We start from the raw sequence: 26,341 nt of genomic DNA on the forward strand, positions 1-26,341 counted from the left end.
AGGAGGGTCTCCGTAGAAGCCGTTTAAGCCGTGGAAGTCTGGGGGTCCGCCGGGGGTTACAGGCGCTCGACGATGGTCGCGATGCCCATGCCGCCGCCCACGCACAGCGTGGCGAGGCCGTAGCGCTTGTCCTGGCGCTCCAGTTCGTCGACGAGGCTGCCGAGGATCATCGCGCCGGTGGCGCCCAGCGGGTGGCCGAGTGCGATCGCGCCACCGTTGACGTTGACCTTGTCCAGGGACAGGCCCATGTCCTTCACGAAGCGCAGGACGACGGCGGCGAAGGCCTCGTTGATCTCCACGAGGTCGATGTCGTCGATGGTCAGTCCGGCCTTGGCGAGCGCCTTGCGGGTCGCGGGCGCGGGGCCGGTGAGCATGATGGTGGGCTCGGAGCCGGAGACGGCCGCGGCGACGATCCGCGCGCGGGGAGTGAGGCCGTAGCGCTCGCCGACCCCCTTGGAGCCGATGGCGACCAGGGAGGCGCCGTCGACGATGCCGGAGGAGTTGCCCGCGTGGTGGACGTGGTCGATCTCCTCGACCCAGTGGTACTTCTGCAGCGCCACGGCGTCGAAGCCTCCCAGCTCGCCGATGTCCGCGAACGAGGCCTTCAGCTTGCCGAGTGAGTCGGCGGTGGTGCCGGGGCGCATGTGCTCGTCGTGGTCGAGGACGACGAGTCCGCTGCGGTCCTTCACGGGGACGACGGACCGGTCGAAGCGGCCGTCCTTCCAGGCGGCGGCCGCGCGCTCCTGGGAGAGGGCCGCGTACTCGTCGACGTCACGCCGTGAGAAGCCCTCGATGGTGGCGATGAGGTCGGCGCCGATGCCCTGCGGCACGAAGTTGGTGGCGATGTTGGTCATCGGGTCGGCGAACCAGGCGCCGCCGTCCGAGGCCATGGGCACGCGGGACATCGACTCGACGCCGCCCGCGAGCACCAGGTCCTCCCAGCCGGAGCGGACCTTCATCGCGGCCAGGTTGACGGCTTCCAAGCCCGAGGCGCAGAAGCGGTTCTCCTGGACTCCGGCGACCGTGTCGGGCAGTCCGGCGGCGATGGCTGCGATCCGCGCGATGTCGGAGCCCTGGTCGCCGACCGGGCCCACGACACCGAGCACGATGTCGTCGATCGCGGCCGGGTCCAGGCCCGGGAAGCGGCGCTGGATCTCGTGGATGAGCCCGACGACCAGGTCGATGGGCTTGGTGCCGTGCAGGGCGCCGTTCGCCTTGCCGCGCCCGCGCGGGGTGCGGATCGCGTCGTACACGTACGCTTCGGTGCTCACTGATAAGCCTTTCGGGGAGGGTGCGGAGGATCAGCCGAGCAGGGAGCGGCCGATGATCTCCTTCATGATCTCTGTGGTCCCGCCGTAGATGGTCTGGATGCGGCCGTCCGTGAAGGCCCTGGCGACGCGGTACTCCGCCATGTAGCCGTAGCCGCCGTGCAACTGGAGGCAGCGGTCCGCGACGCGTTTCTGCAGTTCGGTGGCCCACCACTTGGCCATCGAGGCGTGCACGGCGTCGAGTTCCCCGTTCGTGTGGTCGACGACGCAGCGGTCGAGGAACGTACGGGTGACGGCGCACTCGGTCGCCATCTCGGCTATCTCGAAGCGGATGTGCTGGAGCTTGGAGAGCGGCCGTCCGAAGGCCTCGCGCTCCTTGACGTACTGGGTGGTGATCTCCAGCAGGTGCTCGGCCGCCGCGATCCCGGCGACGGCGATGCCCATGCGTTCCTGCGCGAGGTTCGTCATGAGGTGCACGAAGGCGCCGTTGAGCTCCCCGAGCAGGTTCTCCTTGGGGACGCGTACGTCGTGGAAGAACAGCTCGGCCGTGTCCTGTGCCTTCTGACCGATCTTGTCGAGGTTGCGGCCACGTTCGAAGCCTGCCATGCCGCGCTCCACGACGAGCAGAGACAGACCGTGAGCGCCGCCTTCCGGGGTCGTCTTCGCGACGACGATCACCAGGTCGGCCAGGATCCCGTTCGAGATGAAGGTCTTGGAGCCGTTGAGCAGCCAGTGCTCGCCCCGGTCCTCGGCGTGCGTCCTGATGCCCTGGAGGTCGGATCCGGCGCCGGGCTCCGTCATCGCGATCGCCGTGATGAGCGAGCCGTCGCAGAACCCGGGCAGCCAGCGCCGCTTCTGCTCCTCGGTGGCCAGGTCCGTCAGATACGGCCCGATGATGTCGTTGTGCAGCCCGAGGGCGAGACCCGCGGCCCCCGCGCGCGTGAACTCCTCGGCGAGTACGGCGCTGTAGCGGAAGTCGGCGTTGCCGCCGCCTCCGTACTCCTCCGGTACGGCGAGGCCGAGCAGCCCCTGCCTGCCGGCCGCGCGCCAGGCCTCGCGCGAGACGATGCCGTCCTTCTCCCACTGTTCGTAGTACGGCGTCACCTCCTTGCCGAGGAAGGTGCGCACGGTCTCACGGAACGCGTCGTGCTCGGCGCCGAAAATCTGCCGCTTCATGCGCGAATGCCCTCCTAGAGCCAGCTCTTGACGGTCTCGACCAGCCGGGTCGGCTCGGGCCCCACGGGAGTGATGTTGAGCATGTCGACCCCGGCCTCCCGGAAGGCCTCGACCCGCTCGCGCACATAGCTCTCCGGCCCGCACAGCGAGATCAGCTCGCAGAACTCGGCCGGTACGGCGGCCTCGGCCTCCTTCTTACGACCGGAGAGGTACAGCTCCTGGATGAGCCGGGCCTCCTTCTCGTAGCCGTAGGCCACCGCGAGGTCGTTGTAGAAGTTCTTGCCGGGGGCGCCCATGCCGCCTACGTAGAGGGCGATTTTGGGTCGCGCGAGTTCCCGTACGGCCGCCGCGTCCTCGCCGATGGCGAGCAGGCCGCCGGCGACGGTCCGCAGCGGGCCGAGCGCCGGGTCCCGCAGTGCGGCGCCCTCCGCGAGGGGGCCGCCCCACACCTGGTGGGCCTTCTCCGGGATGAAGAGGGTGGGCAGCCAGCCGTCGGCGACTTCGGCGGTCATCCGGACGTTGGCGGGGCCCAGGGACGCCACGTAAAGCGGGATGTCGGGGCGCACCGGCTTGGTGAGGAGCTTCAGGGGCTTGCCCGGGCCGCCGGGGCGGGGCATGTCGGTGATGCCGTGGTGGTCGATGACCTCGCGGCGCAGGATGCGGCGGGTCAGTTCGATGGCCTCGCGGGTGCGGCCCAGCGGCTTGTCGTACGCCTTCCCGTGCCAGCCCTCGACGACCTGCGGGCCCGAGGCACCGAGCCCCAGCATGGCGCGGCCGCCCGAGAGCGCGTCGAGTCCGGCGGCGGTCTGCGCGAGGAGCGCCGGGGTGCGCGAGTAGACGTTGAGGATCCCGGAGCCGATCTTCATGCGCTCGGTGCGGGCGGCCAGATAGCCCATGATCGTGGGCGCGTCGAAGCCGTAGGCCTCCGCGACCCAGACGGCGTCCAGACCCGCGGACTCCAGGGCGGCGACCTCGTCGGCGGCCTGCCGGGGGTCGCCGGCGTAGTCGAGCGGGAGGGAGAGCTCCATCAGTCGCCGTCCTTCATCGAGTCGTCCTTCATGAGGCCGTGCCCCGTCAGCCGTGGTACGTCCCAGTCGCGGGCCACGTCCGCGGTGTCGGCGCCGGGCAGGGCGGGGCCGGTGCGGACGGAGGTGCGGGTCAGGGAGAAGCGGGGTGCGGGGGCGGGCTGGGTGATGCCGCCGTGGTCGGTGAAGGTGCCGCGGGCGGCGAGGTGGGGATGGGCCGGGGCCTCCCGCAGCGACAGGACGGGGGCCACGCAGGCGTCGGAACCCTCGAAGACCGCGCTCCACTCGTCCCTGGTGCGGGTCTTGAAGCGGGCCGCGACCGCCTCGCGCAGCTCGCCCCAGCGGGCCAGGTCCTTGCGGGCGTCGGCGTACTCCTCGATGCCGAGCAGTTCCACGAACTCGGCGTAGAACTGCTGCTCCAGGGCGCCCACCGCCATGTACTTCCCGTCGGCCGTCTCGTACGTGCCGTAGTACGGGCAGCCGCCGTCCAGGAGGTTGGCGCCGCGCCGGTCCTGCCAGCCGCCCGCGGCGAGCATGCCGTGGATCATCGAGGCCAGGTGCGCGGCGCCGTCGACGATCGCCGTGTCCACGACCTGCCCGACGCCGGTGGCGCGCGCGTGGTGGAGCGCGGCGAGGACGCCGACGACGAGGTAGAGCGAGCCGCCCGCGTAGTCGCCGACGAGGTTCGCGGGGACCGTGGGCGGCTCGTCCGGCCTGCCGATCATGCCGAGGGTGCCGGTGAGGGCGATGTACGCGATGTCGTGCCCGGCACGCGGCGCGAGCGGGCCCTGCTGGCCCCAGCCGGTCATCCGGCCGTAGACGAGTCGGGGGTTGCGGGCGTGGCAGGTCTCGGGGCCGACGCCGAGACGCTCGGCGACGCCGGGGCGGTACCCCTCGACGAGGATGTCCGCGCGTTCGACCAGGTCGAGGACGCGCGCGGGACCGTCCTCGACCTTCAGGTCGATCACGACCGACCGCTTGTTGCGGTTGGTGATGTCGTACTCCGGGTTGACGGCGAGCCCCGTGCCGCCGGGCCGGTCCACGCGGACCACGTCCGCGCCGAGGTCGGCGAGGAGCATGGCGGCGAACGGGCCGGGGCCGATGCCCGCCAGCTCCACCACCCGCACTCCGGCCAGCGGGCCGTGCGCCGGCGTCCCTGCCACTGCCATCGAACCCCCAGCACTGTGACACCACTGATGTGACATCAGTGATGTTAAGAACGTGTACCACGCCGGGCAAGCCCCCAGCGAGCAAGCGCTTAGTTAAATCCCGGGTGGCGTATCGTGATGAAAAGTGACGAAACAGGGCATGTCAGCGGGTATGCCGCCGCGTGGCCGACGTGCCTCGCCCGGCCGGGGCTATCGCCTTCGGGCCGAGGGTGAGGTCACACGCCTTCTCCCGCTTTTTCAGGGCATTCCCCGGCACGGTCATGGCCACCTCCGACCTCTACGTCGACCTCAATCGTTCGGCTGCTCGTACCTCACGCTAGCCTCAGCCACCGACAACGGCGCTTCGCGCCCGACAGAGGGGTGTCATGAGCAGGCTGAACGAGACGGCTCGCACGTACGACATCGTGCTCTTCGGAGCCACCGGGTTCGTCGGGGCCCTCACCGCGGAGTACCTCGCCGCGCACGCGCCCGAAGGGCTGCGCTGGGCGATCGCGGGCCGCGGCGAGGAGAAGCTGGAGCGGCTGCGGGAGCGGTTGTCCGGTGCCCCCGACGTGCTGCGGGCGGATGTCGCCGATCCGGCGTCACTGCGCGAACTCGCCCGCAGCGCGCGCGTGGTGGCCAGTACGGTCGGGCCGTACGTCCTGCACGGCGAGGAACTGGTCGCCGCCTGCGCCGACGCGGGCACCGACTATCTGGACCTCACCGGCGAGCCCGAATTCGTGGACCTGATGTACGTCCGGCACGACGCACGCGCGCGGGAGACCGGGGCGCGCCTTGTGCACGCCTGCGGTTTCGACTCGATACCGCACGACCTGGGCGCCTACTTCACGGTGCGGCAGCTGCCCGAGGGTGTGCCGCTGCGGGTCGACGGTTTCGTCCGCACCCGGGCGATGTTCTCGGGCGGCACCTTCACCTCCGCGCTCACCCAGTTCGCACGCGGGCGGCAGATCCTGGCCGCGGCGCGGGATCGCGGGCGGCACGAACCGCGGCTGGTGGGGCGGCGGGCGTACGCGCCGCTGAGCGCGCCGCGGTTCGCCAAGGAGGTCGGGGCGTGGGCGCTGCCGCTGCCCACGATCGACGCCCAGGTCGTGCAGCGCTCGGCGCGGGCGCTGGAGCGCTACGGGCCCGACTTCCGCTACCGCCACTACGCGGCCGTCGAACGGCTGCCGGTCGCGCTGGGCGGGGTCACCGCCGTCGGCGCGGTGTTCGCGGCGGCCCAGGTGCCGCCCGCGCGACGCTGGCTGTCCGACCGGATCAAGCCGGGCGAGGGCCCCAGTGCCTCCCTGCGGGCGAAGAGCTGGTTCTCGGTGCGGTTCGTGGGCGAGGGCGGCGGGCGGCGCGTGTACACCGAGGTCGCGGGCGGCGACCCCGGCTACGGCGAGACCGCCAAGATGTTCGCGGAGTCCGCGCTGTCCCTCGCCTTCGACGACCTGCCCAAGACGGCGGGACAGGTCACGACGGCGGTGGCGATGGGCGACGCGCTCATCGACCGGCTGCGCGGGGCGGGGATCACCTTCCGGGTGGCCGCGACCCGGTAGAACCGTCCGGAAGGTCCCTAGAGGGGCCAGCCCAGCACCGTATAGATCATCCCGCCGATCCAGCCGACCCCGGCGAGGACGGAGAGGACCAGCGCGGCCATCACGGTGCGCTCGACGGGCTGGGTGGTGCCGGCGGCGGGCTTCGGGGAGCGGTGCGTCGTCATGCGGAACAGCCTGCCGATCATGACGGCGCCCCCGCATCCGTACAGGTACTCAGAACAACTACTCAGGGCACGTACTCAGTCAACGGGTGGGGCTTCCGAGGGAGTTGTCTCCTTCAGGGCCCGCCGGCACAGGGAGTCCGCGCTTCGGGTGGTCTCCGGGAGGCGGTACTTCGGGGCGAGCCCGAGGGTGTGCGCACAGGCGTTGTCGAGGCTCATGCGGTGGCCGACCGAGACGAAGACCGGCTTGACGCCGTCCTGGGTGCGCAGTGCGCGGCCGACCTCCTCCGGGCCCGTCGGTTCGCCCGCGAGCAGCGGGGAGGCGCTGCCGCGCCGCGCGCCGGGTTCCTCGTAGGAGAAGGTGAACGGGTTCTTGGCCACCCCGATCGTGGGGAACCCGGTGAGTACGCCGAGGTGGCTTGCGAGGCCGAAACGGCGGGGGTGGGCGCGCCCGTAGCCGTCGCAGACCACGAGACCCGGCGCGCACGGCAGCGCGTCGAGCACGGCCAGCACGGCCGGGATCTCGCGGAAGGCGAGCAGCCCGGGAACGTAGGGGAAGGAGACCTGTCCGACGGCGGTCGCCTCGGCGACGACGACGAGGGTCGCCACGTCGAGCACGACGGCCGCGGCCACGACGACGTCCCGCTCGTCGTCGTACGCCACGTCGACGCCCGTCACCCTGCCGGTGCCCGGCGGCGGCCCTGGCTCGTCGAGGACCACGCGCCCCCGCAGCTCGTCCTGCACGGCGCGGGCCTGCTCCTCGGTCACGGGCCAACCCGCAGGAATCGGTACCGTGTTCGACGTGGTGTTCATGGTGCTGACGAGACTAGACCCCCGGCACCCGAGGAGATCCCCGGCCGGTCACTTGCCGCCCAGCGCGCGCCTCAGCTCCTCCTTGTTCATGTCCGAACGGCCGTGGATGTCGCGGCGCTTGGCCTCCTCGTACAGCTGGTCGTAGGTGGGTCCCTGGGCGCCCTGGTGGGAGCGCAGGCCGCCGCGCCTGCCGGAGGAGATGTCCTGGGTGGACGTGCGGCTCGCGGTCTTCGACTCGCCGGACCGGGCGCGCTCCTTGTTGACGGTGCGCGCGGCGATCTCCTCGGCGCGATCCCTGCTCTCTCCCCGGTCGAGTGCGCTCTCCTTGATGTGCTCGTACTGGCGTTCGCGCTTGGGGCTGGAGCCACGAGGCATGACGGCTCACTTCCTTCCGTGTCGCGGATCGCTTCCGTGTCGCCGATCTCTTCATTGCGTCTCGGCGACACGGGTACCCCACTCGTCGCGGGGCACGCGGCGATCACCGCTCCAGACGTGCCACCCGGCCCTTCTCCCCGGACGCCCAGCAGCCCAGGTCGGGGGTGCAGTCCACGGTGTCGTACGAGCCGGTGTCCAGGGCGTGCCAGGTGCGGCCGCCGTCGGTCGTGAGATCGGTGCCGGTCGGGCCGACCGCGAGCGCGGAGGTGCGGCTGTGCGGGAGCCAGGCGACACCGGAGCGGTAGGCGGGCGGCGGCTGGACGGCCGGCGTCCAGGTGCGCCCGCCGTCGGGGGTGAGGGCGGCCGCCTGGGGCGATGCCTGGTCGGCGCGGTAGTCGCCGCCGACCGCGAGGCCGTGGGCGCGGTCCCGGAAGGCGAGGGCGAAGACGCCACGCGCCGGGTCGCCCGCCGGGATCGGCGTCTCGGCCGCCTTCCAGGTCAGTCCCCGGTCGGTGGAGTGCAGCACACGTGCGTGTGCGCCCCCGCCGGTGGCCAGCCAGGCATCGTGCGATCCCGCGCTGACGAGGCACTGTCCACTGGCGGCGAAGCCCGCCTCGCCGTCCTGTGCGGCGGGCATGCCGTCGTTGGGCAGCACCTTCCAGGACCGTCCGCCGTCGCTGGTGGACAGGATGCGGAACCTGCCGTCCACGGGGTCGCTCAGCGCAAGGCCGTGGCGCCGGTCGAAGAAGGTCAGACAGTCGTAGAAGGCCTTCGCGTCGGTGTTGCGGAAGGACTCGGTCCAGGTCGCGCCGCCGTCGTCGGTCCTGAAGACCCGGGAGGCCTCGCCCTCACCGATGGCGAGGACCACCGCGCGCCGCGCGTCGAACGCCTCGATGTCGCGGAACTCCAGGTCGGCGGCGCCGGGCGGCGACACGTTCCGCCACTTCGCGCCGCCGTCGGTGGTCCGCAGGACAGTGCCCTGGGAACCCGCCACCCAGGCGGTGTCCCGGCTGACGGCCGACAGTCCGCGGAAGCGAACGTCGCTGCTGCTGTCCTTGAGCGCCCAGTGGGCCGCCTTCCCCGCCTCGTGTGCCTGCGCGGGCGCCGCCGTCAGCGCGGCGGCGAACGCCGCCGCGCACAGTCCCACGGTGACCGCCCGACTCGTACGTCTCGACTTCCCCAAGCCCCTCATGGCGGGCGAAGCTAGCCCACTCCCTTGGCGCCGTCCAGATGGCCTTCGGCGGGAACCCGGGGGCCGCGGTTGGTGTCCTCTCCGGTATCGCGGGCATGTCGGAACGAGAAACGGATCACTACGTGTCACCGAGGTGAATGAACTCGGTGACAGAGGTCACTGGGTTTCAGGTGCACTGAATGGCTCATTCCGTCGTCTCCTACATTGCCTGGCCTCATCCGCCCGGAGTTCGTCCAGCCGTCACAAGGGAGCAAGGCGTTGTCCACCGTCATCGAGCAGCCCGTAGAGGCCCGTCTCGTCGCCGCCGCCCCGCGGATGCCGAGCATTCCCGCCACACTCCACTACGACCGGAGCGACCCCTTCGCCGTCCGTATGACCTTCCCCGCCCCGGCCACGCTGGAAGGCGTGGAGGTCTGCTGGACGTTCGCACGCGAGCTGCTCACGTCCGGCATGGAGGACTCGGTGGGGTACGGCGACGTACGGGTGCGGCCGTACGGCTACGACCGCACCGTTCTGGAGTTCCACGCCCCCGAGGGCACCGCCGTGGTGCATGTGCGCTCGGGCGAGATGCGGACGTTCCTGCAGCGCACGACCGAGCTGGTGCCCGTCGGGCTCGAGCATCTCCAGGTCGACCTGGACCACGACCTGGCGGAGCTGATGCGGGGCACCTGCTGAGCGGCGCCCCCGTCCTCAGCGACCGCCGCCCAGCACGGTGTTGAGCTCGGCGTAGTCGAGTCCACCGGTCAGCGAGTCGTAGGTCCCCGCGCTCAGCAGCTCCCGCGCGGCACGGCGGACCACGGCGTGCGCGGCCTGCGCGATGCTCGAGCCCGCGCTGATCCGGGCGACCCCGAGCGCGGCCAGCTCGGCGACGGACGGCGCACCAGGGCCGACCAGCACGTTGAGCGGGCCCTCGACACCCGCCACGAGCGACTTCACCGTCTCCGGGTCGACGGCCCCGGGGACGAAGATCCCGTCGGCTCCGGCGGCGAGGAAGGCCGCGGCTCGCTCCAGGGTCTCCTCGACCCCTCCGGCGCCCCTCAGAACAGTGTCGATGCGGGCGTTGATGAACAGCGGAACGCCCGCCGCATCGGCTGCGGCGCGGGCCGCGGCGATACGTTCCGCCTGCTCGGCGACCGGGCGCAGCGGGCCACGGCCGCCGCCGACGTCGTCACCCTCGCCGTCGTACAGCGCGTCCTCGAGGTTCACGCCCACGGCGCCGGCCGCGAGCGCCGCGCGGATCGTGTCCCCGACGCCCGTGGCGTCCTTCGCGTAGCCGCTCTCGATGTCCGCGCTCACCGGGACCCGGACCGCGGCGGCGATGCGTGCGACCGCGCCGAGGGCCCGGTCCCGATCCAGCCGGTCCCCGTCGGCCGTTCCCAGGTCCCAGGCGAGCCCCGCGCTGGTCGTCGCGACGGCGGCCGCTCCTGCCTCCTCGACCAGGAGCGCGCTCGCCGTGTCCCAGGCGTTCGGGACGATCAGGGGGCGGCCGGGGGTGTGCAGGGCGCGGAAGGCGAGGGCGGCTTCGTGGGTGGGGTTCTGGTTCGTCATGGGGACGATCCCATCACCGGGGGCGGGGTGGAGGCTGGCAGGAATGCGACATGTGCGTGCGGAACCGGGAAGCGTAGCCGGGGGCGGCCGGCGCGCGGTTCCCCGCGCCCCTTGCCGGACGCTTCATCCCCCCGTTGCCGCCCCCGAGGTCGATGCCGCCGTGGCCGCGACGACGATCGCGGTGCGGACCTCCTGGATGACCTTCTTCAGCGCCGGGGCCGCCGCTCCGCTCCGGTCGGTCAGCTCCTCGATGCGCTGCTTGTACAGCTTGCGGTCCTTCCCGGACGCCAGGGTGCGCAGCTCGGCCGCGGCGGCGAGAGCGACGAGGGCCGCGTCGCGGTCGGAGACTTCCACGACGGGCAGGGGCCCTTGCAGCACGGTCCGTGCCTCCTCCTGGAGCGCCACCGCCGCGGACACCCGATCCAGTTCGTACTCCACGGACGGGAAGAGTCCGAGCACCCGCTTCTTCTCGGCCCGCAGGTACCCCTCGGCGGCGAGCTGCGCGCGGACCGCGTCCAGGGTGACGCGCGCCCGCAGGGTCACCCACGCCTTCCACTTCCGGGGCCGGGACTCCTCCACCAGCTCCAGCAGCCCGTCGAGGACCAGGTCCCCTGTACGGGCGTCGGCGTCGACCGGCGTGGCGATGCCGTCCACGTCGGCGAGCAGCCCTCGCTGGGCGAGCTCCGTGAGGGCGCCGGCGCGCACCAGGTGGTGGAGATGGGTCGCGCCGGTGACCTTGAGCCTCGTGGTGTCCCAGGCCAGCAGATAGAGCCGGGCGGGCAGCGACAGCGAGCCGTTGGGCACGGGCGTCTCCTTCGGGGTCGAGGCCGGGGCCACGCGGGGTCGAGATCGGGGCCACGCGGGGTCGAGGTCGGGGCCACGTTAATGCGTTGACAGCGTTCAGGGCCGTTCCTACGGTGTACAGCGGTCCTGTTGTCGTCGATCGGAGAAGGACGTTGCTCGTCTGAGGTCTGAGACACCGCGTCACACGGTGGGTTCTTTCCACCCCCGTGTGCGTAGCGTGCGACCTCGGCGTATGAGCCGTCCTCCGGTGCGGGGCCTTGTTTCCGCCCTCCCGACCGGATCGTCGTCACCTCGCGGTGTCCCGAACGCGTGCCCCTGACCGCACCCAGTAACCGCGAGGCCTTCATGTCTACTTTCCCCACCTCCCTCAGCTGTACCTCCCTCTCCTTCGCCTGGCCCGACGGGACCGCCGTCTTCGACGACCTCCAGATCTCCTTCGGCCCCGGCAGGACCGGGCTCGTCGGCGTCAACGGATCAGGGAAGTCGACCCTGCTGAAGCTGATCGCGGGCGAACTCACCCCGGACGAGGGCACGATCCGCGTCAACGGCGAGGTCGGGTACCTGCCGCAGAACGTCACGCTCGACACCGCCCTGCGGGTCGACGAGGCGCTCGGCATCGCCGCCACGCGTGCCGCGCTGCACGCCATCGAGAGGGGCGACACGGCCGAGGAGCACTTCGAGGTCGTCGGCGACGACTGGGACGTCGAGGAGCGGGCACTCGCGATGCTCGGTGAACTCGGGCTCGGACACGTCGAGTTGGACCGCACCATCGGCGAGGTCTCGGGCGGCGAGTCGGTACTGCTGCGCCTGGCCGCGCTGCTGCTGCGCCGCCCGGACGTCCTGCTGCTGGACGAACCCACGAACAACCTCGACCTGTACGCGCGCAGGCGGCTGTACGCGGCCGTCGAGGCCTGGTCCGGGGTCATGGTCGTGGTCAGCCACGACCGTGAACTGCTGGACCTGGTCGACCAGATCGCCGATCTGCGCTCGGGAGAGGTCACCTGGTACGGGGGCAACTTCTCCGCGTACGAAGAGGTCCTCGCCGGCGAACAGGAGGCGGCGGAACGCATGGTGCGCGTCGCCGAGGCCGACCTGAAGAAGCAGAGGCGCGAACTGGTCGACGCGCAGGTCAAGCTCGCCCGTCGAGGGCGCTACGGCCAGAAGATGTTCGACCAGAAGCGCGAGCCGAAGATCGTCATGGGTGCGCGCAAGCGGGCCGCCCAGGAGTCCGCGGGCAAGCACCGCGTCATGCACGAGGAGAAGCTCGCCGAGGCGAAGGAACGGCTCGACGACGCGGTGGAGGCCGTACGGGACGACGACGAGATCCGTGTCGACCTGCCGTACACGGCCGTGCCGCCGGGCCGTACCGTCCTCACGCTGGAGAACCTGGTGCTGCGGTACGGCACGCGCGTGGACGGTGTGTTCGATCTGCGCGGGCCCGAGCGGGTGGCGCTGATCGGGCGCAACGGCGCGGGCAAGACGACGCTGCTGCGGACGATCGCCGGAGAGCTGGAGGCCGTGTCCGGTCTGGCGCGGGTCCATGTGCCGCTGCGGTTTCTGCCCCAGCGGCTCGATGTGCTCGACGGGGAGAGGACCGTGGTCGAGAACGTGGTCCGGTTCGCGCCTTCCGCCACCAACAACCGGATCCGGGCGCGACTCGCCCGCTTCCTGTTCAAGGGGGCGAAGGCCGACCAGCGGGCGGCGACGCTCTCCGGCGGCGAACGCTTTCGGGCGGCGCTCGCCGCGCTGATGCTCGCCGAGCCCGCACCGCAGCTTCTGATGCTCGACGAGCCGACGAACAACCTCGATCTGGCGAGCGTCCGCCAGCTCACCACGGCGCTCGAGTCCTACGAGGGCGCGCTGATCGTCGCCAGCCATGACCTGCCGTTCCTGGAGTCGATCGGAATCACACGCCGGCTGCTGCTGGAAGGAGGAGAACTGAAAGAAACGACGCAGGAACCTGTCGGGTATCCGACATAGCGCCGGTCCCGGAGGCTGACTAACGTCACTCTCGGGCGTCGGCACTCCGCTGCCGAGGCCCGGGAGCCGCCCGCGCCGATTCGGGGGCTGTTGTGCGCGCGAACGGCGCTGCATGATGTGCGCCGACGCACCCTGCCGATTCGGAGACCGCACCGTGCCCAGCCAGAAAGCCCTCATCCGCAGGCCCAGTCCCCGTCTCGCCGAGGGGCTGGTGACGCACATCGAGCGCGAGAAGGTGGACGTCGACCTGGCCGTAGAGCAGTGGGAGGCGTATGCGGAGGCGCTGCGCACACACGGCTGGGAGACCGTCGAGGTCGATCCGGCGGACGACTGCCCCGACTCCGTCTTCGTCGAGGACGCCGTGGTCGTCTTCCGCAATGTCGCGCTGATCTCCCGCCCCGGCGCCGAGTCCCGGCGTGCCGAGACCGCCGGGGTCGAGGAGGCAGTGGCCCGGCTGGGCTGCTCGGTGAACTGGATCTGGGAGCCGGGCACCCTCGACGGCGGTGACGTCCTGAAGGTCGGCGACACGGTGTACGTGGGCCGCGGCGGGCGCACCAACGCGGCCGGGGTCCAGCAGCTGCGGGCGGCCCTCGAACCGCTCGGGGCGCGAGTCGTGGCCGTACCCGTGAGCAAGGTGCTGCATCTGAAGTCGGCGGTCACCGCGCTGCCCGACGGGACCGTGATCGGCCATGAGCCGCTGGTGGACACGGCCTCGCTGTTCCCACGCTTCCTGCCGGTGCCGGAGGAGTCCGGGGCGCATGTCGTGCTGCTCGGCGGCGAAAAGCTGCTGATGGCGGCGAGCGCCCCGAGGACGGCGGAGCTGCTCGCGGGCCTCGGTCACGAGCCCGTGCTCGTGGACATCAGCGAGTTCGAGAAGCTCGAGGGCTGCGTGACCTGCCTCTCAGTACGACTCCGGGAGCTGTACCTCTGAATGTGCCCGCTCCCCGCCGAGACCCCCACTGATCAGGCGCTCTTTACAGCGAACTTAACCTACGGTTTCGTAACCTACGGATACGTAGCCTACGATGCCGTAGGTTTCGATTCCGCTCGGAAACCAGCCGAGTAACCCGCTCAGCAACTCGCTTTTCACGTCCCCCTGGAGCACCCGTGACGATCACTTCTCCCCACCTTGGCAGCCCGCCCGCCGCCTGGACCGACGCTCGGCTGCTCTACGCGCTGGAAGAAGTGGTCGAGACCGAGCTCAACCGCCACCTCAAGGTGGCCAAGGACTGGATGCCGCACGAGTACGTGCCGTTCAGCGACGCCCGCAACTTCCCCGGCTTCTTCGAGGACGGCGAGGCCTGGGACAAGGAGCAGTCCAAGGTCACGGAGATCGGCCGGATCGCGCTGGTCGTCAACCTGCTCACCGAGGACAACCTGCCGAGCTACCATCACGAGATCGCCGCGCTCTTCGGCCGTGACGGCGCCTGGGGCACCTGGGTGCACCGCTGGACCGCGGAGGAGGGCCGGCACGGCATCGTGATGCGCGACTACCTGCTCGCCTCGCGCGCCGTCGACCCCGACAAGCTCGAGGCGTTCCGTATGGCGCACATGAACGAGGGCTTCGAGTCGGACAACCGCCACTCGATGCTGCACACGGTCGCGTACGTCGCCTTCCAGGAGCTCGCGACCCGCGTCTCGCACCGCAACACCGGTCACCAGTCGGGCGACCCGGTCTGCGACCGCATGCTGGCGCGCATCGCGACCGACGAGAACCTGCACATGGTCTTCTACCGGAACCTGCTCAAGGCCGCGTTCGAGCTGGCCCCCGACCTGACCATGCAGTCCGTGCGCGACGTCGTCGTCGACTTCCGGATGCCCGGACACGGTATGCCCGGCTTCGAGCGCGCCGCCGCGCAGATGGCCATCGGCGAGGTCTACAACATGCGCATCCACCACGACGACGTGCTGCAGCCGGTGCTGCGTCACCTGAAGGTCCTGGAGATGGACGGCCTCGGCCCCGAGGGCCTGCAGGCCCAGGAGGAGCTCGGCTTCTTCATGGGCGGCCTGAACGCGGAGGCCTCGAAGTTCGACGAGAAGCTCGCGGCCCGCAAGGCGCGGATGGCCGCGCGCGCCGCCGGCTGACCCTCTCCGGCCGAAGCCGCTTCACTCGTACGCCGTCACCTGGTCCAGCGCCACGTCCCACACGTCGGCCACCGGGTGGCGGCGCAGTGGCTCTCAGCCGCTCCCGCCAGGGCGCGGCCCAGCCCGTGCGGGCGCCGATCGCCCCGGTCACGGCCGCCGCGAGCAGTCCCTCGCCGTGTCCGCCGTGCGCACCCAGCCGCCGCACCACGGCCAGCAGGACGTCGGGATCCCCCTCGTGCGCCTGCCGCCGCAGCCGCTCCCCGAGCTCCCGGGCCGTCCGTGCGGCACGCCCTCCCCCGCTGCCGAGCGGGTTGCGTTTGAGCCAGACGCCCGTGACGACCCGCGGTGAGGCGCGGAGGTTGTCGGCGATGCGGCAGGCGCCGCCCGCGGTGATCCCGTTGCAGCCGAGGTACAGCGTCTCGACCTCGGCACGCGCGGCGAACGCGGCGGCGCCCTCGTCGCCGAGCGCGTCGGTGCCGAGCAGCAAGTGCCGTACGGGAGAGGGTCCGTCCGAGACAGTGGACATCTCGGAGAGGGCCTCGGCGACCAGCGCCGCGCCCCGCGCTCCGAGTCCCTGCTTGCACAGGTCGAGGCGCCCGTCGGGCAGCGCCGTACCGCCCGTGAAGTCCAGCCGCTCGCCGGCCGGGCGGCCGTCGCGCAACCAGTCGAGCAACGGGGCGAGTTCGGTCAAAGGGCGCGGTACGACCGCCGGTACGCCCGCGAACCGCGGGTCCGGCTTCCACTCCGGCTCGCTCACCATTCCGCCTCCTGGTAGTCCTTGAGGAACACCCCGGACACGGGTGCGCCCGCCTCGCCCCGCACGATCGGGTCGTACACCCGGGCCGCTCCGTCCACGATGTCGAGGGGGGTGCGGAACCCCGCGCCCGCCATCCGCTCCTTCTTGGGGGCGGGGTTCTCGTCGGTGATCCAGCCGGTGTCGACGGCACACATGTGCACGCCCTGCTCGGCAAGTTCGGTGGCGCTGGTGCGCGTGAGCATGTTGAGGGCGGCCTTGGCCATGTTGGTGTGCGGATGGCCCGCCGTCTTGTTCCGTACGGCGAAGCGGCCCTCGACGGCGGTCACGTTGACGACATATCGACGCGGGTGGGACGAGGCGAGCAGCAGGGGCAGCAGCCGGTCGCAGAGCAGTGCCGGGGCGAGCGCGTTGACCAACTGGGTCTCCAGGACCTCGGCCGGGTCGAGTTCGCCCAGCCGCGCCGACCAGGAGTTCTCCGGGGAGGGATCGGGCAGCAGCCCGGCCTCGTCGGCCTCCCGCAACGCCGCGGGGAGCGCCGAGGAACCACTCGCCAGCGCCCGCATCGGCGTGAACCCCGGCGCCTCCCGAGCCCCTTCGGGCAGCCCGGCGCGCTCCCCACCGGCCAGCAGCGCGTACGACTCGGCGGGCCGCCGCACCGTCTGCGCGGCGTTGTTGACCAGGATGTCGAGGGGCTCACCCTCCTGCCTCAGCTGCTCGCAGATCCCCAGTACCTGACGAGGATCACGGAGGTCCACCGCCAGCACCGTCAGCCGGTCCAGCCACTTCGCGCTGCCCGGTTCGACGCGGAAGCGACGCATGGTGTCGTGCGGGAAGCGGCTGGTGACCAGGAGTTCGGCGCCGTCGCGCAGCATCATCAGGGCCAGCTGGAAGCCGATCTTGACCCGGCCTCCGGTGAGCAGCGCGCGACGGCCGCTCAGGTCGGTGGCGAGCGCACGCCGGGCGGTGTTGTCCGAGGCGCAGTCCGGGCACAGCCGGTGGTAGAAGGCGTCGACCTGTCGATAGGGCGTCTTGCAGACATAGCAGGAACGGGGCTTCACGAAGACACCGCCGCCCCCGGGACGGTCGAGCGGTGCATCCTCCCGCCGGTCGAGCGCTCCCGTCGCGGTCGCGGCCATCACGGCCGCGTCGGCGGCGGAGAGTTCGGCGCCGCGCACCTTGCGCCTGCGCACCCGCCCGTCCCGCGCGAAGGACGCGGCGACCTGTTCGGCGCGCAGCCTCACCGGGTCGTCGACGGGCAGCGCCCGCAGCTTGCCGACCGTACGATGGAATGCCGCCAGTTCGTCCTGCGTGATCGCGCCGCCGTCACCCATGTGTCCCCGCCCCGCGTGTGCGCCGCCGTGGTCCTGACCGGATTCGAACCGGCGTATCCGCCTTGAGAGGGCGGCGAGTCTGCCTCTGCTCTACAGGACCCTGCTGTCCCGGTCCGTCCGGCCGGACGCAGCCCGGACGACCGGATTCGAACCGGCGTATCCGCCTTGCCAAGGCGGCGAGTCTGCCTCTGCTCTACGCCCGGGTGCGCCACGGGGATCGTAACCACCGCACGCCGGATGGCCCCACCGAATTACGGCAGGGCACCGCATCACGACAGGGCACCGGACCGGGGCAAGGTACCGCCCGGACGCGGCTGTTCACGGCGTCCGGCGCGAGGCCCTGCGCCGTAGGGGGCAGTTCGGCGTCGTAGGGGTCAGTTCTGGTCCGAGCGCCGGAGGCTGAGCCGTTCCTTCTCGGACAGGCCGCCCCAGACTCCGAAGCGTTCGTCGTTGTTCAGCGCGTACTCGAGGCAGACGGAGCGCATCTCGCACATCGCGCAGATGCGCTTGGCCTCACGCACCGAGCTGCCCGGCTCGGGAAAGAAGAAATCGGCCCCGGTCTGCGCGCACAACGCCTGCTCCTGCCAGGCGGAGTCGGCCGGGGTGATGGTGTCGGTGTGCATGACGACGATCGTGCCGCGCGGCGAAAAACGTTCGATCAACGCGGGATCAACGCCACGTTCCGAGGCGCCAGGCGGCTCGCCGCAAAGTATGAAAACAAAACAAACATAACCGATCACCCAGGGTAATCACCATGGTCTCTCCTGCCGGTGGTGGGAGTCCTGGCAGCGATTGTCAGTGGGCGGTGCCAGACTCGGCAGTACAGGCAACGGGACCCCTCAAAGGAGGGCACAACATGCTCACCACCCGCTTTGTCACCGGCGCTCCGAACTGGCTCGATGTCGGCACCCCGGACATCGAAGGCGCGTCATCCTTCTATGGCGGCCTTTTCGGCTGGCAGTTCCAGTCGGCAGGCCCCGACGCCGGCGGCTACGGTTTCTTCCAGCTCGCCGGAAAGACCGCCGCGGGCGGTATGCAGACCACCGAGGAGCAGGGCCCACCCTCCTGGACGGTGTACTTCCAGAGCCCCGACGCGCAGGCCACGGCCAAGGCGGCCGAGCAGGCCGGCGGCAGTGTGATCGTCCAGCCCATGGATGTCATGGGCCAGGGTCACATGGCGATTCTCGGGGACGAGGCGGGTGTGCCCTTCGGTATCTGGCAACCGGCCCTGACCAAGGGCATCGACGTGGCGGGGGACCCGGGTTCGCTGTGCTGGGTCGAGCTCTACACCCCGGACGAGCCGGCGGCCGCCGCGTTCTACAACTCCGTGTTCGGCTGGGAGACCTCGGCCGTTGCGTTCCCCGGAGGCACGTACACCTGCATCAACCCCGCCGGGGCGGAGGAGTCGGACATGTTCGGCGGCGTCGTCCCGCTGGCCGACGACCCGACCGAGGCCCGGTCGGGCGCGTACTGGCTGCCGTACTTCGAGGTCACCGACGCGGACGCCGCCGTCAGTAAGGCCCAGGAGCTCGGCGGCACGGTCCGCATGCCCGCCACGGACCTGGAGGGCGTCGGCCGCATGGCGAAGCTCGCCGATCCGTACGGGGCGCGCTTCGCGGTGATCAAGAGCGCGACGCCGCAGAGCTGAAATACGGACCGATTCGGTGGGGCCCCGCGCATGGACCCCACCGACCTCCTCAGGACCGGAGACGCCGGGCCTCCGTCCGTCACACCCCTCCCTGCCCCTCCCAGCCCTCCCCGCCTCCCGGAAAACGGGGAACACTCCCCAGTTCCCGATTCGGCGATATCATCAGTTCCGGGGAGTGCTCCCCGGTACTTCCGAGAGGCGACATGATGACGGTCGACGTGAACAGACCCGATCCGGTGCGGCGGCGCGACGCGCGGCGCAACCGCGAGCTGCTGGTCGAGGCGGCTCGCGAGGTCTTCGCCGCGCAGGGCCTGGACGCGCCGCTCGATGTGATCGCACGCCGCGCCGGTGTCGGAAACGCCACGCTCTACCGGCACTTCCCCAGCCGCGCCGCACTGGTCGACGAGGTCTTCCGCGACTCGCTCACGCAGACCATGGATGCCGGGGACCGGGCCCGGACCTCCGAGGACGCCTGGGCGGGTCTGCTGGGATACGTCGAAGAGGTTTTCGAGGGTCTCGCCGCGGACCGCGGTGCCAACGATCTGATGACCACCCACCTGGAGGGCGTCCACTCCCTCGACTCCGTGCACGCCCACAACCGGGAGACGCTGGAGGTACTCCTGCGCCGCGGCCGGGAACAGGGCACGATCCGCGACGATCTCACCACCGAGGACCTCCTCGTCGCGCTGGCAGTACTCGGCCGCGCCGTCCCGGCCCTCACCAGCACGGCCCCGGACGCCTGGCGCCGCCCGCTCGCCCTCCTCCTGAGCGGCCTGCGCGCCTCCCCCACCGTCACCCCGCTGCCCGAGCCGTCGCTCACGCCGATCCAACTCGGAGCGTTCCTGGGCAACTTGGGACCACACCGGGACTGACGGAAGCAAGCGGGCGCGAACGGAAGCGCGTGGGCGCGCCGCGAGGGCAGCGGTCCTACGCGGAAGCCCGCCGTACCAACGTCGTCGGCAGCACGACGCCGGCGGGGCCGCCGTCCAGCCCCTGCTTGCCCGTCCGGCGATCGAGGTCGCGCAGCAGCAGACGGGCCATCAACCGGCCCATTTCCTCTATGTCCTGACGGACCGTCGTGAGCGGTGGGTCGGTCTGTTCGGCGACCGGCAGCATGTCGTCGAACCCGATCACAGCGACGTCGTCCGGCACCCGCCGCCCCCGCTCGCGCAGCACCCGAAGGACTCCCGAGGCCGTCAGGTCGTTCGCCGCGAACACCGCGTCGACGTCCGGGCAGCGCTCCAGCAGCTCCCTCATAGCGCGCTCGCCGCCCGCGGGCGTGAAGTCTCCCTCGACGACGAGCCGTGGATCGGCCTCGCCCATGACGTCCCGGAAGCCGTCGAGCCGGTCGACCGCGGACGTCTGGTCGAGGGCGCCGGTGATGTGCGCGATACGCGTACGGCCGAGTCCGACGAGATGGCGTACGGCCTCGCGGGCACCACCCCGGTTGTCACTGTCGACGTAGACGGCCGGCCGCGCGCCGTCGCCCCAGCCGGGTCGCCCGCCGAACACGGTCGGCACGCCCGCGCCGTGGATCAGCTCCGGCAGCGGGTCGTCGAGGTGCAGCGAGAAGACGAGTGCGCCGTCGACGTGGCCGCCGGCCAGATAACGGCCGACGCGCGTGTGGTCGTCGCGGCCCTCGGTGAGCAGCAGGACGAGCTGCGAGTCGTGCGCGGTCAGCTCCTTGCTGATGCCGCGGAGCTGGAGGGCGAAGAAGGGGTCGGCGAAGACCCTGGTCTCCGGTTCGGCGATGACGACGGCGACGGCGTCGTGGCGGCGGGTGACCAGGCTGCGGGCGGCCTGGTTCGGGACGTAACCGAGCTCCTCGACGGCCCGCCTGACCCGCTCGACGAGCGGTTCGCGCACCCCGTCGCCGCCGTTGACCACGCGCGAGGCGGTGGCCCGTGAGACCCCGGCCCGCGCGGCCACGGCCTCCAGCGTGGGGCGCGACACTGTCTCGGTCACCTCAGGGCTCCTCCTCGGCGGTTGCCGAGAAGGATAGCCCCAGGCCGCACGCGATGAGAGCGCTCCCCGACCGACGTCCACCCCGCCGAAAGTCCGTTGCGCGGGCAGCTCCCCCGGGCGAGGATCACGCCATGACCATGAGAAAGGCCCATGTCGCCTGACCGGCCGGCCACCCGCCTGGCTCCGTACGCCCGTCTCCCGCGTGTCTACCGGGACCGGCATGTCCTGCACAGCACGGTCGACGCCTACGGACGCGTCCACTGGCTGCTCACCGAGCGACCGCCCGACCCCCTCCGCGAGAATCCGTACGACGCGCTCGTCGTCACGGTCGAGGAGGGCGGGCGGCCGTACGAGACACAACTCAGTGCGGTACGAGCACGGTTCGCCCGGTTCGACGCGCTGCCGGACGGCGGCTTCGTCCTCGCGAACGCCCGCAGCCGGCGTGGCGAGGAGCATGTCCAGGTGTTCGACGTCCTGGGACGCACTTCGCACACCTTCCGCGTGGGTGACGCCATCGAGGATCTCCTGGTCGACGAGGCCGGAGACATCTGGGTCGGCTACTTCGACGAAGGCGTCTTCGGTGACGACGAGTTGAGCCGGCCGGGCCTGCGACGCTGGAGCAGCGCCGGCGAACCGCTCTGGGCGTACAAGCCCGGTCCCGACCACGACGAGATCTGCGACTGCTACGCCCTGAACGTCGGCACCCGGGCCGTCTGGGCCTGTCCCTACACCGACTTCCCTCTCCTGGAGATCCGCGACAACCACGTGGTGCGCGCCCGCGCGAACCCGGTGCGGGGCGCGCACGCGTTCGCCGTCCATGCCGACCGCGTGGTGTTCCTCGGCCCGTACGGCGAACCCGACCGGATCGTCGACTGTCGTCTGACCGAGAAGACGGTGGAACAGGTCGCACACGGCCGCCTGCTCCGCCCTGACGGCGGTGACCTCGGCAGCCACCACCGGATCGTCTGCCGGGGCCCGCGTCTCTACGTGCGGAACGAGTCCTCCAGCGACTGGGCGGTGCTGGACATCAACGTCATCTGAAGCGCCCTCCCGGCTCCGCGGGACCCGTTGTCAGTGGCGTGCGGCATGCTGTGATCAGTGGCAGCCGTACGCCACTGACCACGGGGGAGGTTCATGTGTTCACGGGGATCGAGGATGTCGACTGGGCGTCGATGGGACACGCCTATACGGACTCGGCGACGGACGTCCCGGAGCTGCTGTGGGGTCTCGCCTCGGACGACCCTGCCCGGCGGGACATCGCGCTGGACGGGATGTACGGGGCGGTCCACCACCAGGGGGATGTGTACGACAGCACGGTCGCGTGCGTGCCGTTCCTCTTCGAGCTGGTCGCCACACCGACGGTGGCCGACCGGGGCTCGATCGTCGGACTGCTGCGCAGCATCGCGGGAGAGAAGGAGCCGGACCCGGAGGAGTTGGGCGGCGTCTTCGAGGACGAGGAGGAGGACGCCGCGTGGATCCGGCCCTTCATCGGGGCGTCGGAGCTGATCCGCGGGCGCGCCGGTTCCTTCCTCGAACTGCTGGACGACCCCGGTCCCCAGTTGCGTGCGGCGCTTCCGGGCGCGCTGGCGCATATGCACTCCGACCCGGTGCGGGTGTTCGCGGCGCTGCGCGGGCGGCTGCCCGTCGAGGAGGACCCCGAGGCCGTTCGCTGCCTGGCTCGCGCGCTCGGCAGACTGTCCGTCGATCACGCGAGGACGCTCGGCGCCGAGGCGGGACCGGTGCTGCGGGACCTCGTAGACCGCACGTCCGATCCCGAGCTGCGCCTGACCGCCTTGGCCCAACTGGCGCTCTGCGCACCGGACTCGCTGCCGCGGAACACCACGGAGCTGGCGTTGGAGGTGATGCGGCTGGCCTGCGAGGCCAAGCACGGCCCCGACGGGGACGCGGAAACGGAGACGGAGCCGGAGCGGCCGCGTACGGACACGATGGTGTCGTATCTGCGGGAGCTGGAGGCCGAGCATCGCGAGAGCATCGACGCCGATGTCGCCGACGATCTCCTGGAGGACCTGCACCGGGCACTCGGCGACCGCACGGAGACACGCTTCGAGCTGCTCAACAAGCAGTTGTGCAGCCAGGACTGGGGCCAGCGCATGGCGGCCGTCCGGATGGGCGGAATGCTGCTGACGGGCTGGCGCGCGCCGAACGATCTTCCGGTGTTCCTGCTCGCGCGCCAGCTCATCGAGGAGGACGACCGCCTCTCGCAGAGCGCGCTGAGCGAGCTGGGGTACGTGGCGCCGATCGCCCAGGTCGTCGGGGACATGCTCGCGGCGTGCGCAGAGGTGTGGGCCGACGAGTGGGAGCCCGTGGGGTGGCAGTGGACGCTCTTCGGCAGGACGCGCGAGGCACTGGCCCGGCAGGGGGATGCGCGGGCGGTTCCGGCGCTGGTCGAGGTGCTGGAGGAGGGCGGCGACGTCCCGGAGTATCTGGCCGGATGGATCGAGGCGATCGGTTCCGACACGGCGGCAGCACTGGGGCCGGTGCTGCACCGCAGGCTGTCCGCTCTGCCGCCCGGTGAGTGGAGCCGTGAGAAGGACCGCCTGATCGACGCGCTCCGTGTGCTCGCGCCGCCCGAGGCGTTGCCGCTCTTCCTCGGAATGCTGGAAGAGGAGTCGGGCCGCACGACACACTGGCGAGCTCTCCGTGTTCTCGCGCGGTACGGACGGTCGGCTGACGGAGCGATTCCGCGCATACGGGAGTTGGTGACCGACGGCGCTCTCTCGGCCGACGCCCGGCTGGACGCGGCGGAGGCGCTCTGGGCGGTGAGCGGCGAATCCGGACCCGTGCTGCCCGTCGTACGCGAGGGACTCGACTTGGACTGGTGGTCCGGGAGGTCCGCGGCGTTGCGGATCATTGCCGCGCTCGGCCCGGCGGCCGCCCCGCTGGCGCCGCGCTTGCGGGAGCTGATGACAGCCGCTGCCGGCGGTGCCCCTGCGGCCGTCGCCCTGTGGAGAGTGACCGGCGACGCCGACGAAGTGCTACCGGTGCTGATCGAGGCATGGACGGCGACCCCTGCCGGCCGCCCGGAAACGGCGGCCTGCCTGGTCGAGATGGGTCCGGCCGCGGCACCGGCACTGCCCCTCATACGCCGGGAGTTGGCATCGCCGCGCCGCCACCGCAACGACAACTCCCAAGGGAACATGCGCTACGACGTCGCCTCCGACGAGGCCCTGCTGAGGGACTGCCGCCGGCTGGTGGCGGCGCTCGACGGGTGACACGGCGCCACCACGCCCAGCCATCGACCGCCCCCGGCACGGGTGCCGATCCGCCGGACAGGCTCTAGCCGTGCCCTAGCCGTCCTCGCGCTTGGCTCGGCTCGGCTGTACCCGTTTGGGCTCGCCCGGCATCTTCGGGTACTCGGGGGGATACGGCAGGTCCCCGAGGCCGTGGTCGTGTTCGTCGCGGCTGGCCAGCTCCAGGAGCGCTTCGAGGGAGAAGGCGTGGTCGTCCATGTCCGCGTGCACATCGCCGAGTTCGGCGAAGCGCTTGGGCATGGTCGCCAGGTCGAAGTCCCGGGGGTGTGCTTCGCCGACCTCGTCCCAGCGCAGGGGCGCGGAGACGGGAGCGTGCGGGCCGGGCCGTACCGAATAGGCGGAGGCGATCGTGCGGTCCCTCGCGGCCTGGTTGTAATCGACGAATATCTTCTCGCCGCGTTCCTCCTTCCACCAGGCGGTGGTCACCTGGTCGGGCATCCGGCGTTCGAGTTCGCGCCCTGCGGCGATCGCGGCCCGGCGGACCTGGGTGAAGGTCCAGCGCGGGGCGATCGGGACGAACACGTGCAGCCCGCGTCCGCCGGAGGTCTTGGGCCAGCCGCGCAGATCGCCGTACTCGTGCAGGACCTCGCGCAGCTCATGGGCGGCGCGCACCGCGTCGTCGTAGTCCGTGCCGGGCTGTGGGTCGAGGTCGATGCGGAGTTCGTCGGGGTGGTCGACGTCGTCGCGGCGCACCGGCCACGGGTGGAAGGTGAGGGTGCCGAACTGCGCGGCCCACACCACGGCCGCGACCTCGGTGGGGCACATCTCGTCGGCCGTGCGCCCGCTGGGAAAGGTGATGTGCGCGGTCGGGATCCAGTCGGGCATGTTCTTGGGCGCCCGCTTCTGGAAGAAACTCTCGCCCGTGACGCCCTCCGGGTACCGCTCCAGGGTGGTGGGGCGGTTGCGCAGGGCACGGAGGACGCCTTCGCCGACGGACAGGTAGTACTGGGCGAGGTCCAGCTTCGTGAAGCCGCGCTCCGGAAAGAAGATCTTGCCCGGGCTGGACAGACGTACGGTCCTCCCGGCTGCGTCGAGTTCCACCGCATCGGCCATGCGAGCCACGGTAGGCGTAGCGCGCACAGCTCGCACACCGGGCGAAAGGCATCGTGTCGCCGCAGAATCGAAGCATGGATCTGCCGCTGATGCCGCCCGTGAAGCCGATGCTCGCCAAGTCCGTGGCGAAGATCCCGCCGGACATGCAGTACGAGGCGAAGTGGGACGGGTTCCGCGCGATCGTGTTCCGCGACGGCGACGAGGTCGAGCTCGGCAGTCGCACCGGCAAGACGTTGACCAGGTACTTCCCCGAGCTGGTGGAGGCGTTGCGGGAGCGGCTGCCGGAGCGCTGTGTGATGGACGGCGAGATCGTGATCGCCAGGGAGGGCCGGCTCGACTTCGACGCGCTCACCGAGCGCATCCACCCCGCGGACTCCCGGGTGCGGATGCTGGCGGAGAAGACTCCCGCCTCCTTCGTGGCCTTCGATCTGCTGGCGCTGGCCGACGAGTCGCTGCTCGACGTATCCCTCGGCGACCGGCGCGCCCTGCTGACGATGGCACTGTCCGAGGTGACGGCTCCGGTTCACCTGGCACCGGCGACCACGGACCGCGAGGTGGCGGAGCGGTGGTTCGAGCAGTACGAGGGCGCCGGCCTCGACGGGGTCATCGCCAAACCGCTCAACCTGCGCTACCGGCAGGACGAGCGGGCCATGTTCAAGATCAAGCACGAGCGCACCGCGGACGTCGTCGTCGCGGGGTACCGCCTCCACAAGAGCGGGCCCGTCGTCGGTTCCCTGCTGCTCGGTCTGTACGACGACGGGGGCACCCTCCAGCACGTGGGGGTGAGCGCGGCCTTCCCGATGAAGCGGCGGGCGGAGCTGGTGGAGGAGTTGGAGCCGCTGCGCCTGGAGGACGTCGGGCGGCATCCCTGGGCGGCCTGGTCGCAGGAGTCGGCGCACGAGTCCGCGCGGCTGCCGGGAGCGCCCAGCCGGTGGTCGACGAAGAAGGACTTCTCCTGGGTACCGCTGCGGCCCGAGCGAGTGGCGGAGGTGGCGTACGACCACATGGAGAACGGCGTGCGGTTCCGTCACACGGCCCGCTTCCGCCGCTGGCGCCCGGACCGGACCGCGGAGAGCTGTACGTACAGCCAGTTGGACGAGCCCGTCGGGTACGACCTCGCGGAGATCCTCGGCCCGCAGAACTGACACCGTCACCCGCACAACCGACCCGCGGTCCGATCG

25 protein-coding genes and 2 tRNA genes are annotated in these 26,341 nt (G+C 71.2%); 10 read left to right on the forward strand and 17 right to left on the reverse strand.

All coding sequences use genetic code 11. The features are described from left to right. Window positions 1–56: 56 nt before the first annotated feature. From OG819_RS42080 to OG819_RS42095, 4 genes are read right to left on the reverse strand one after another with little or no spacing between them, the layout of a single operon-like run. Window positions 57–1,271 (reverse strand): acetyl-CoA C-acetyltransferase, encoded by a 1,215-nt coding sequence (locus OG819_RS42080; RefSeq protein WP_266632003.1) that lies wholly within the window; start codon window positions 1,269–1,271, stop codon window positions 57–59. Window positions 1,272–1,301: 30 nt separating this feature from the next. Further along, window positions 1,302–2,444 carry an acyl-CoA dehydrogenase family protein gene (locus OG819_RS42085; RefSeq protein WP_266654437.1) on the reverse strand — a complete coding sequence of 381 codons (1,143 nt, stop codon included), beginning with the start codon at window positions 2,442–2,444 and terminating at the stop codon, window positions 1,302–1,304. Window positions 2,445–2,458: 14 nt separating this feature from the next. Continuing rightward, window positions 2,459–3,472, reverse strand: coding sequence for an LLM class F420-dependent oxidoreductase (locus tag OG819_RS42090; protein ID WP_266631999.1), 1,014 nt, complete (start codon window positions 3,470–3,472; stop codon window positions 2,459–2,461). Then, window positions 3,472–4,638: a CaiB/BaiF CoA-transferase family protein gene (locus tag OG819_RS42095; RefSeq protein ID WP_266654439.1), complete on the reverse strand. Its 1,167-nt coding sequence runs from the start codon at window positions 4,636–4,638 to the stop codon at window positions 3,472–3,474. The genes OG819_RS42090 and OG819_RS42095 overlap by 1 nt, the downstream gene beginning before the upstream one ends. A 365-nt stretch (window positions 4,639–5,003) precedes the next feature. Between OG819_RS42095 and OG819_RS42100 the strand changes: the two genes are divergently transcribed. Next, entirely contained in the window at window positions 5,004–6,176 is a 1,173-nt protein-coding gene (locus OG819_RS42100) for a trans-acting enoyl reductase family protein (RefSeq protein WP_266631995.1), read from the forward strand. Window positions 6,177–6,193: 17 nt separating this feature from the next. Here OG819_RS42100 and mmpA read toward each other — a convergent pair whose 3' ends face one another. From mmpA to OG819_RS42120, 4 genes are all read right to left on the reverse strand, one after another. Further along, window positions 6,194–6,340, reverse strand: coding sequence for a morphogenic membrane protein MmpA (mmpA, locus tag OG819_RS42105; protein WP_266431944.1), 147 nt, complete (start codon window positions 6,338–6,340; stop codon window positions 6,194–6,196). 75 nt (window positions 6,341–6,415) lie between these two features. Further along, window positions 6,416–7,150: an endonuclease V gene (locus OG819_RS42110; protein ID WP_266654441.1), complete on the reverse strand. Its 735-nt coding sequence runs from the start codon at window positions 7,148–7,150 to the stop codon at window positions 6,416–6,418. A 48-nt stretch (window positions 7,151–7,198) separates the two neighbouring features. Then, complete coding sequence (locus tag OG819_RS42115) at window positions 7,199–7,525, reverse strand: plasmid stabilization protein (RefSeq protein WP_266654443.1); 327 nt, start codon at window positions 7,523–7,525, stop codon at window positions 7,199–7,201. A gap of 103 nt (window positions 7,526–7,628) precedes the next feature. Next, on the reverse strand, window positions 7,629–8,717 hold the full coding sequence (locus OG819_RS42120; protein WP_266654445.1) for an oxidoreductase: 1,089 nt from the start codon (window positions 8,715–8,717) through the stop codon (window positions 7,629–7,631). A gap of 258 nt (window positions 8,718–8,975) precedes the next feature. Here OG819_RS42120 and OG819_RS42125 point away from each other — a divergent pair, with 258 nt between their 5' ends. Next, window positions 8,976–9,392: an SsgA family sporulation/cell division regulator gene (locus OG819_RS42125; RefSeq protein ID WP_266631989.1), complete on the forward strand. Its 417-nt coding sequence runs from the start codon at window positions 8,976–8,978 to the stop codon at window positions 9,390–9,392. Window positions 9,393–9,407: 15 nt separating this feature from the next. Here OG819_RS42125 and OG819_RS42130 read toward each other — a convergent pair whose 3' ends face one another. Further along, entirely contained in the window at window positions 9,408–10,265 is an 858-nt protein-coding gene (locus tag OG819_RS42130; RefSeq protein ID WP_266654447.1) for an isocitrate lyase/phosphoenolpyruvate mutase family protein, read from the reverse strand. Window positions 10,266–10,388: 123 nt separating this feature from the next. Beyond that, window positions 10,389–11,069 carry a GPP34 family phosphoprotein gene (locus OG819_RS42135; protein WP_266654449.1) on the reverse strand — a complete coding sequence of 227 codons (681 nt, stop codon included), beginning with the start codon at window positions 11,067–11,069 and terminating at the stop codon, window positions 10,389–10,391. 345 nt (window positions 11,070–11,414) lie between these two features. Here OG819_RS42135 and OG819_RS42140 point away from each other — a divergent pair, with 345 nt between their 5' ends. The 3 genes from OG819_RS42140 to OG819_RS42150 all read left to right on the forward strand — a co-directional run bounded on the left by OG819_RS42140 (window position 11,415) and on the right by OG819_RS42150 (window position 15,134). Then, window positions 11,415–13,049, forward strand: coding sequence for an ABC-F family ATP-binding cassette domain-containing protein (locus tag OG819_RS42140; RefSeq protein WP_266654451.1), 1,635 nt, complete (start codon window positions 11,415–11,417; stop codon window positions 13,047–13,049). A gap of 154 nt (window positions 13,050–13,203) precedes the next feature. Further along, on the forward strand, window positions 13,204–13,980 hold the full coding sequence (ddaH, locus tag OG819_RS42145) for a dimethylargininase (RefSeq protein ID WP_266631981.1): 777 nt from the start codon (window positions 13,204–13,206) through the stop codon (window positions 13,978–13,980). Window positions 13,981–14,156: 176 nt separating this feature from the next. Further along, a complete protein-coding gene (locus OG819_RS42150) occupies window positions 14,157–15,134 on the forward strand; it encodes an acyl-ACP desaturase (protein WP_266654453.1) in 978 nt (325 codons plus the stop codon). Here the strand turns inward: OG819_RS42150 and OG819_RS42155 are convergent. The 5 genes from OG819_RS42155 to OG819_RS42175 all read right to left on the reverse strand — a co-directional run bounded on the left by OG819_RS42155 (window position 15,046) and on the right by OG819_RS42175 (window position 17,845). Continuing rightward, window positions 15,046–15,894, reverse strand: a complete 849-nt coding sequence (locus OG819_RS42155) for a hypothetical protein (protein WP_266654455.1) — start codon at window positions 15,892–15,894, stop codon at window positions 15,046–15,048. The two genes, OG819_RS42150 and OG819_RS42155, sit on opposite strands and share 89 nt — an antisense overlap. After that, window positions 15,888–17,222, reverse strand: coding sequence for an SDR family NAD(P)-dependent oxidoreductase (locus OG819_RS42160; protein WP_266631977.1), 1,335 nt, complete (start codon window positions 17,220–17,222; stop codon window positions 15,888–15,890). The genes OG819_RS42155 and OG819_RS42160 overlap by 7 nt, the downstream gene beginning before the upstream one ends. Before the next feature lie 28 nt (window positions 17,223–17,250). After that, window positions 17,251–17,322: transfer RNA gene (locus tag OG819_RS42165), tRNA-Glu, on the reverse strand. Between the two features lie 31 nt (window positions 17,323–17,353). After that, window positions 17,354–17,425 (reverse strand) — tRNA-Ala (locus OG819_RS42170). A 171-nt stretch (window positions 17,426–17,596) separates the two neighbouring features. Next, complete coding sequence (locus OG819_RS42175; protein WP_266634938.1) at window positions 17,597–17,845, reverse strand: WhiB family transcriptional regulator; 249 nt, start codon at window positions 17,843–17,845, stop codon at window positions 17,597–17,599. A gap of 233 nt (window positions 17,846–18,078) precedes the next feature. Here OG819_RS42175 and OG819_RS42180 point away from each other — a divergent pair, with 233 nt between their 5' ends. Both OG819_RS42180 and OG819_RS42185 read left to right on the forward strand, forming a co-directional pair. Continuing rightward, window positions 18,079–18,870, forward strand: a complete 792-nt coding sequence (locus OG819_RS42180; RefSeq protein WP_266631974.1) for a VOC family protein — start codon at window positions 18,079–18,081, stop codon at window positions 18,868–18,870. Window positions 18,871–19,088: 218 nt separating this feature from the next. Next, complete coding sequence (locus OG819_RS42185; protein ID WP_266631972.1) at window positions 19,089–19,742, forward strand: TetR/AcrR family transcriptional regulator; 654 nt, start codon at window positions 19,089–19,091, stop codon at window positions 19,740–19,742. Between the two features lie 55 nt (window positions 19,743–19,797). On the opposite strand, the gene OG819_RS42190 is transcribed toward OG819_RS42185, so the two are convergent. Continuing rightward, entirely contained in the window at window positions 19,798–20,835 is a 1,038-nt protein-coding gene (locus OG819_RS42190; protein ID WP_266631970.1) for a LacI family DNA-binding transcriptional regulator, read from the reverse strand. Window positions 20,836–20,985: 150 nt separating this feature from the next. Here OG819_RS42190 and OG819_RS42195 point away from each other — a divergent pair, with 150 nt between their 5' ends. Further along, the gene (locus tag OG819_RS42195) at window positions 20,986–21,876 is read left to right on the forward strand and encodes a hypothetical protein (RefSeq protein ID WP_266631968.1); all 891 of its coding nucleotides are present in this window, start codon (window positions 20,986–20,988) and stop codon (window positions 21,874–21,876) included. A gap of 95 nt (window positions 21,877–21,971) precedes the next feature. Continuing rightward, entirely contained in the window at window positions 21,972–24,068 is a 2,097-nt protein-coding gene (locus OG819_RS42200) for a HEAT repeat domain-containing protein (RefSeq protein WP_266654457.1), read from the forward strand. A 75-nt stretch (window positions 24,069–24,143) separates the two neighbouring features. Here the strand turns inward: OG819_RS42200 and ligD are convergent, their stop codons facing one another. Beyond that, window positions 24,144–25,160, reverse strand: coding sequence for a non-homologous end-joining DNA ligase (ligD, locus tag OG819_RS42205; RefSeq protein ID WP_266631964.1), 1,017 nt, complete (start codon window positions 25,158–25,160; stop codon window positions 24,144–24,146). A 74-nt stretch (window positions 25,161–25,234) separates the two neighbouring features. Between ligD and OG819_RS42210 the strand changes: the two genes are divergently transcribed. Continuing rightward, window positions 25,235–26,305 (forward strand): ATP-dependent DNA ligase, encoded by a 1,071-nt coding sequence (locus tag OG819_RS42210; protein WP_266654459.1) that lies wholly within the window; start codon window positions 25,235–25,237, stop codon window positions 26,303–26,305. The last annotated feature ends 36 nt before the right edge of the window (window positions 26,306–26,341 follow it).

The sequence above is a fragment of the Streptomyces sp. NBC_01549 genome (assembly GCF_026339955.1).
In the GTDB taxonomy this organism is placed as follows: Bacteria; Actinomycetota; Actinomycetes; order Streptomycetales; family Streptomycetaceae; genus Streptomyces.

Bases quoted from the DNA above. Each gene is read 5' to 3' on its own strand.
- OG819_RS42085 (WP_266654437.1), bottom strand. From the start codon at position 2,444: ATGAAGCGGCAGATTTTCGGCGCCGAGCACGACGCGTTCCGTGAGACC.
- OG819_RS42090 (WP_266631999.1), bottom strand. From the start codon at position 3,472: ATGGAGCTCTCCCTCCCGCTCGACTACGCCGGCGACCCCCGGCAGGCC.
- OG819_RS42095 (WP_266654439.1), bottom strand. From the start codon at position 4,638: ATGGCAGTGGCAGGGACGCCGGCGCACGGCCCGCTGGCCGGAGTGCGG.
- OG819_RS42100 (WP_266631995.1), top strand. From the start codon at position 5,004: ATGAGCAGGCTGAACGAGACGGCTCGCACGTACGACATCGTGCTCTTC.
- mmpA (WP_266431944.1), bottom strand. From the start codon at position 6,340: ATGACGACGCACCGCTCCCCGAAGCCCGCCGCCGGCACCACCCAGCCC.
- OG819_RS42110 (WP_266654441.1), bottom strand. From the start codon at position 7,150: ATGAACACCACGTCGAACACGGTACCGATTCCTGCGGGTTGGCCCGTG.
- OG819_RS42115 (WP_266654443.1), bottom strand. From the start codon at position 7,525: ATGCCTCGTGGCTCCAGCCCCAAGCGCGAACGCCAGTACGAGCACATC.
- OG819_RS42120 (WP_266654445.1), bottom strand. From the start codon at position 8,717: ATGAGGGGCTTGGGGAAGTCGAGACGTACGAGTCGGGCGGTCACCGTG.
- OG819_RS42130 (WP_266654447.1), bottom strand. From the start codon at position 10,265: ATGACGAACCAGAACCCCACCCACGAAGCCGCCCTCGCCTTCCGCGCC.
- OG819_RS42140 (WP_266654451.1), top strand. From the start codon at position 11,415: ATGTCTACTTTCCCCACCTCCCTCAGCTGTACCTCCCTCTCCTTCGCC.
- OG819_RS42155 (WP_266654455.1), bottom strand. From the start codon at position 15,894: ATGGTGAGCGAGCCGGAGTGGAAGCCGGACCCGCGGTTCGCGGGCGTA.
- OG819_RS42160 (WP_266631977.1), bottom strand. From the start codon at position 17,222: ATGGGTGACGGCGGCGCGATCACGCAGGACGAACTGGCGGCATTCCAT.
- OG819_RS42175 (WP_266634938.1), bottom strand. From the start codon at position 17,845: ATGCACACCGACACCATCACCCCGGCCGACTCCGCCTGGCAGGAGCAG.
- OG819_RS42180 (WP_266631974.1), top strand. From the start codon at position 18,079: ATGCTCACCACCCGCTTTGTCACCGGCGCTCCGAACTGGCTCGATGTC.
- OG819_RS42195 (WP_266631968.1), top strand. From the start codon at position 20,986: ATGTCGCCTGACCGGCCGGCCACCCGCCTGGCTCCGTACGCCCGTCTC.
- ligD (WP_266631964.1), bottom strand. From the start codon at position 25,160: ATGGCCGATGCGGTGGAACTCGACGCAGCCGGGAGGACCGTACGTCTG.
- OG819_RS42210 (WP_266654459.1), top strand. From the start codon at position 25,235: ATGGATCTGCCGCTGATGCCGCCCGTGAAGCCGATGCTCGCCAAGTCC.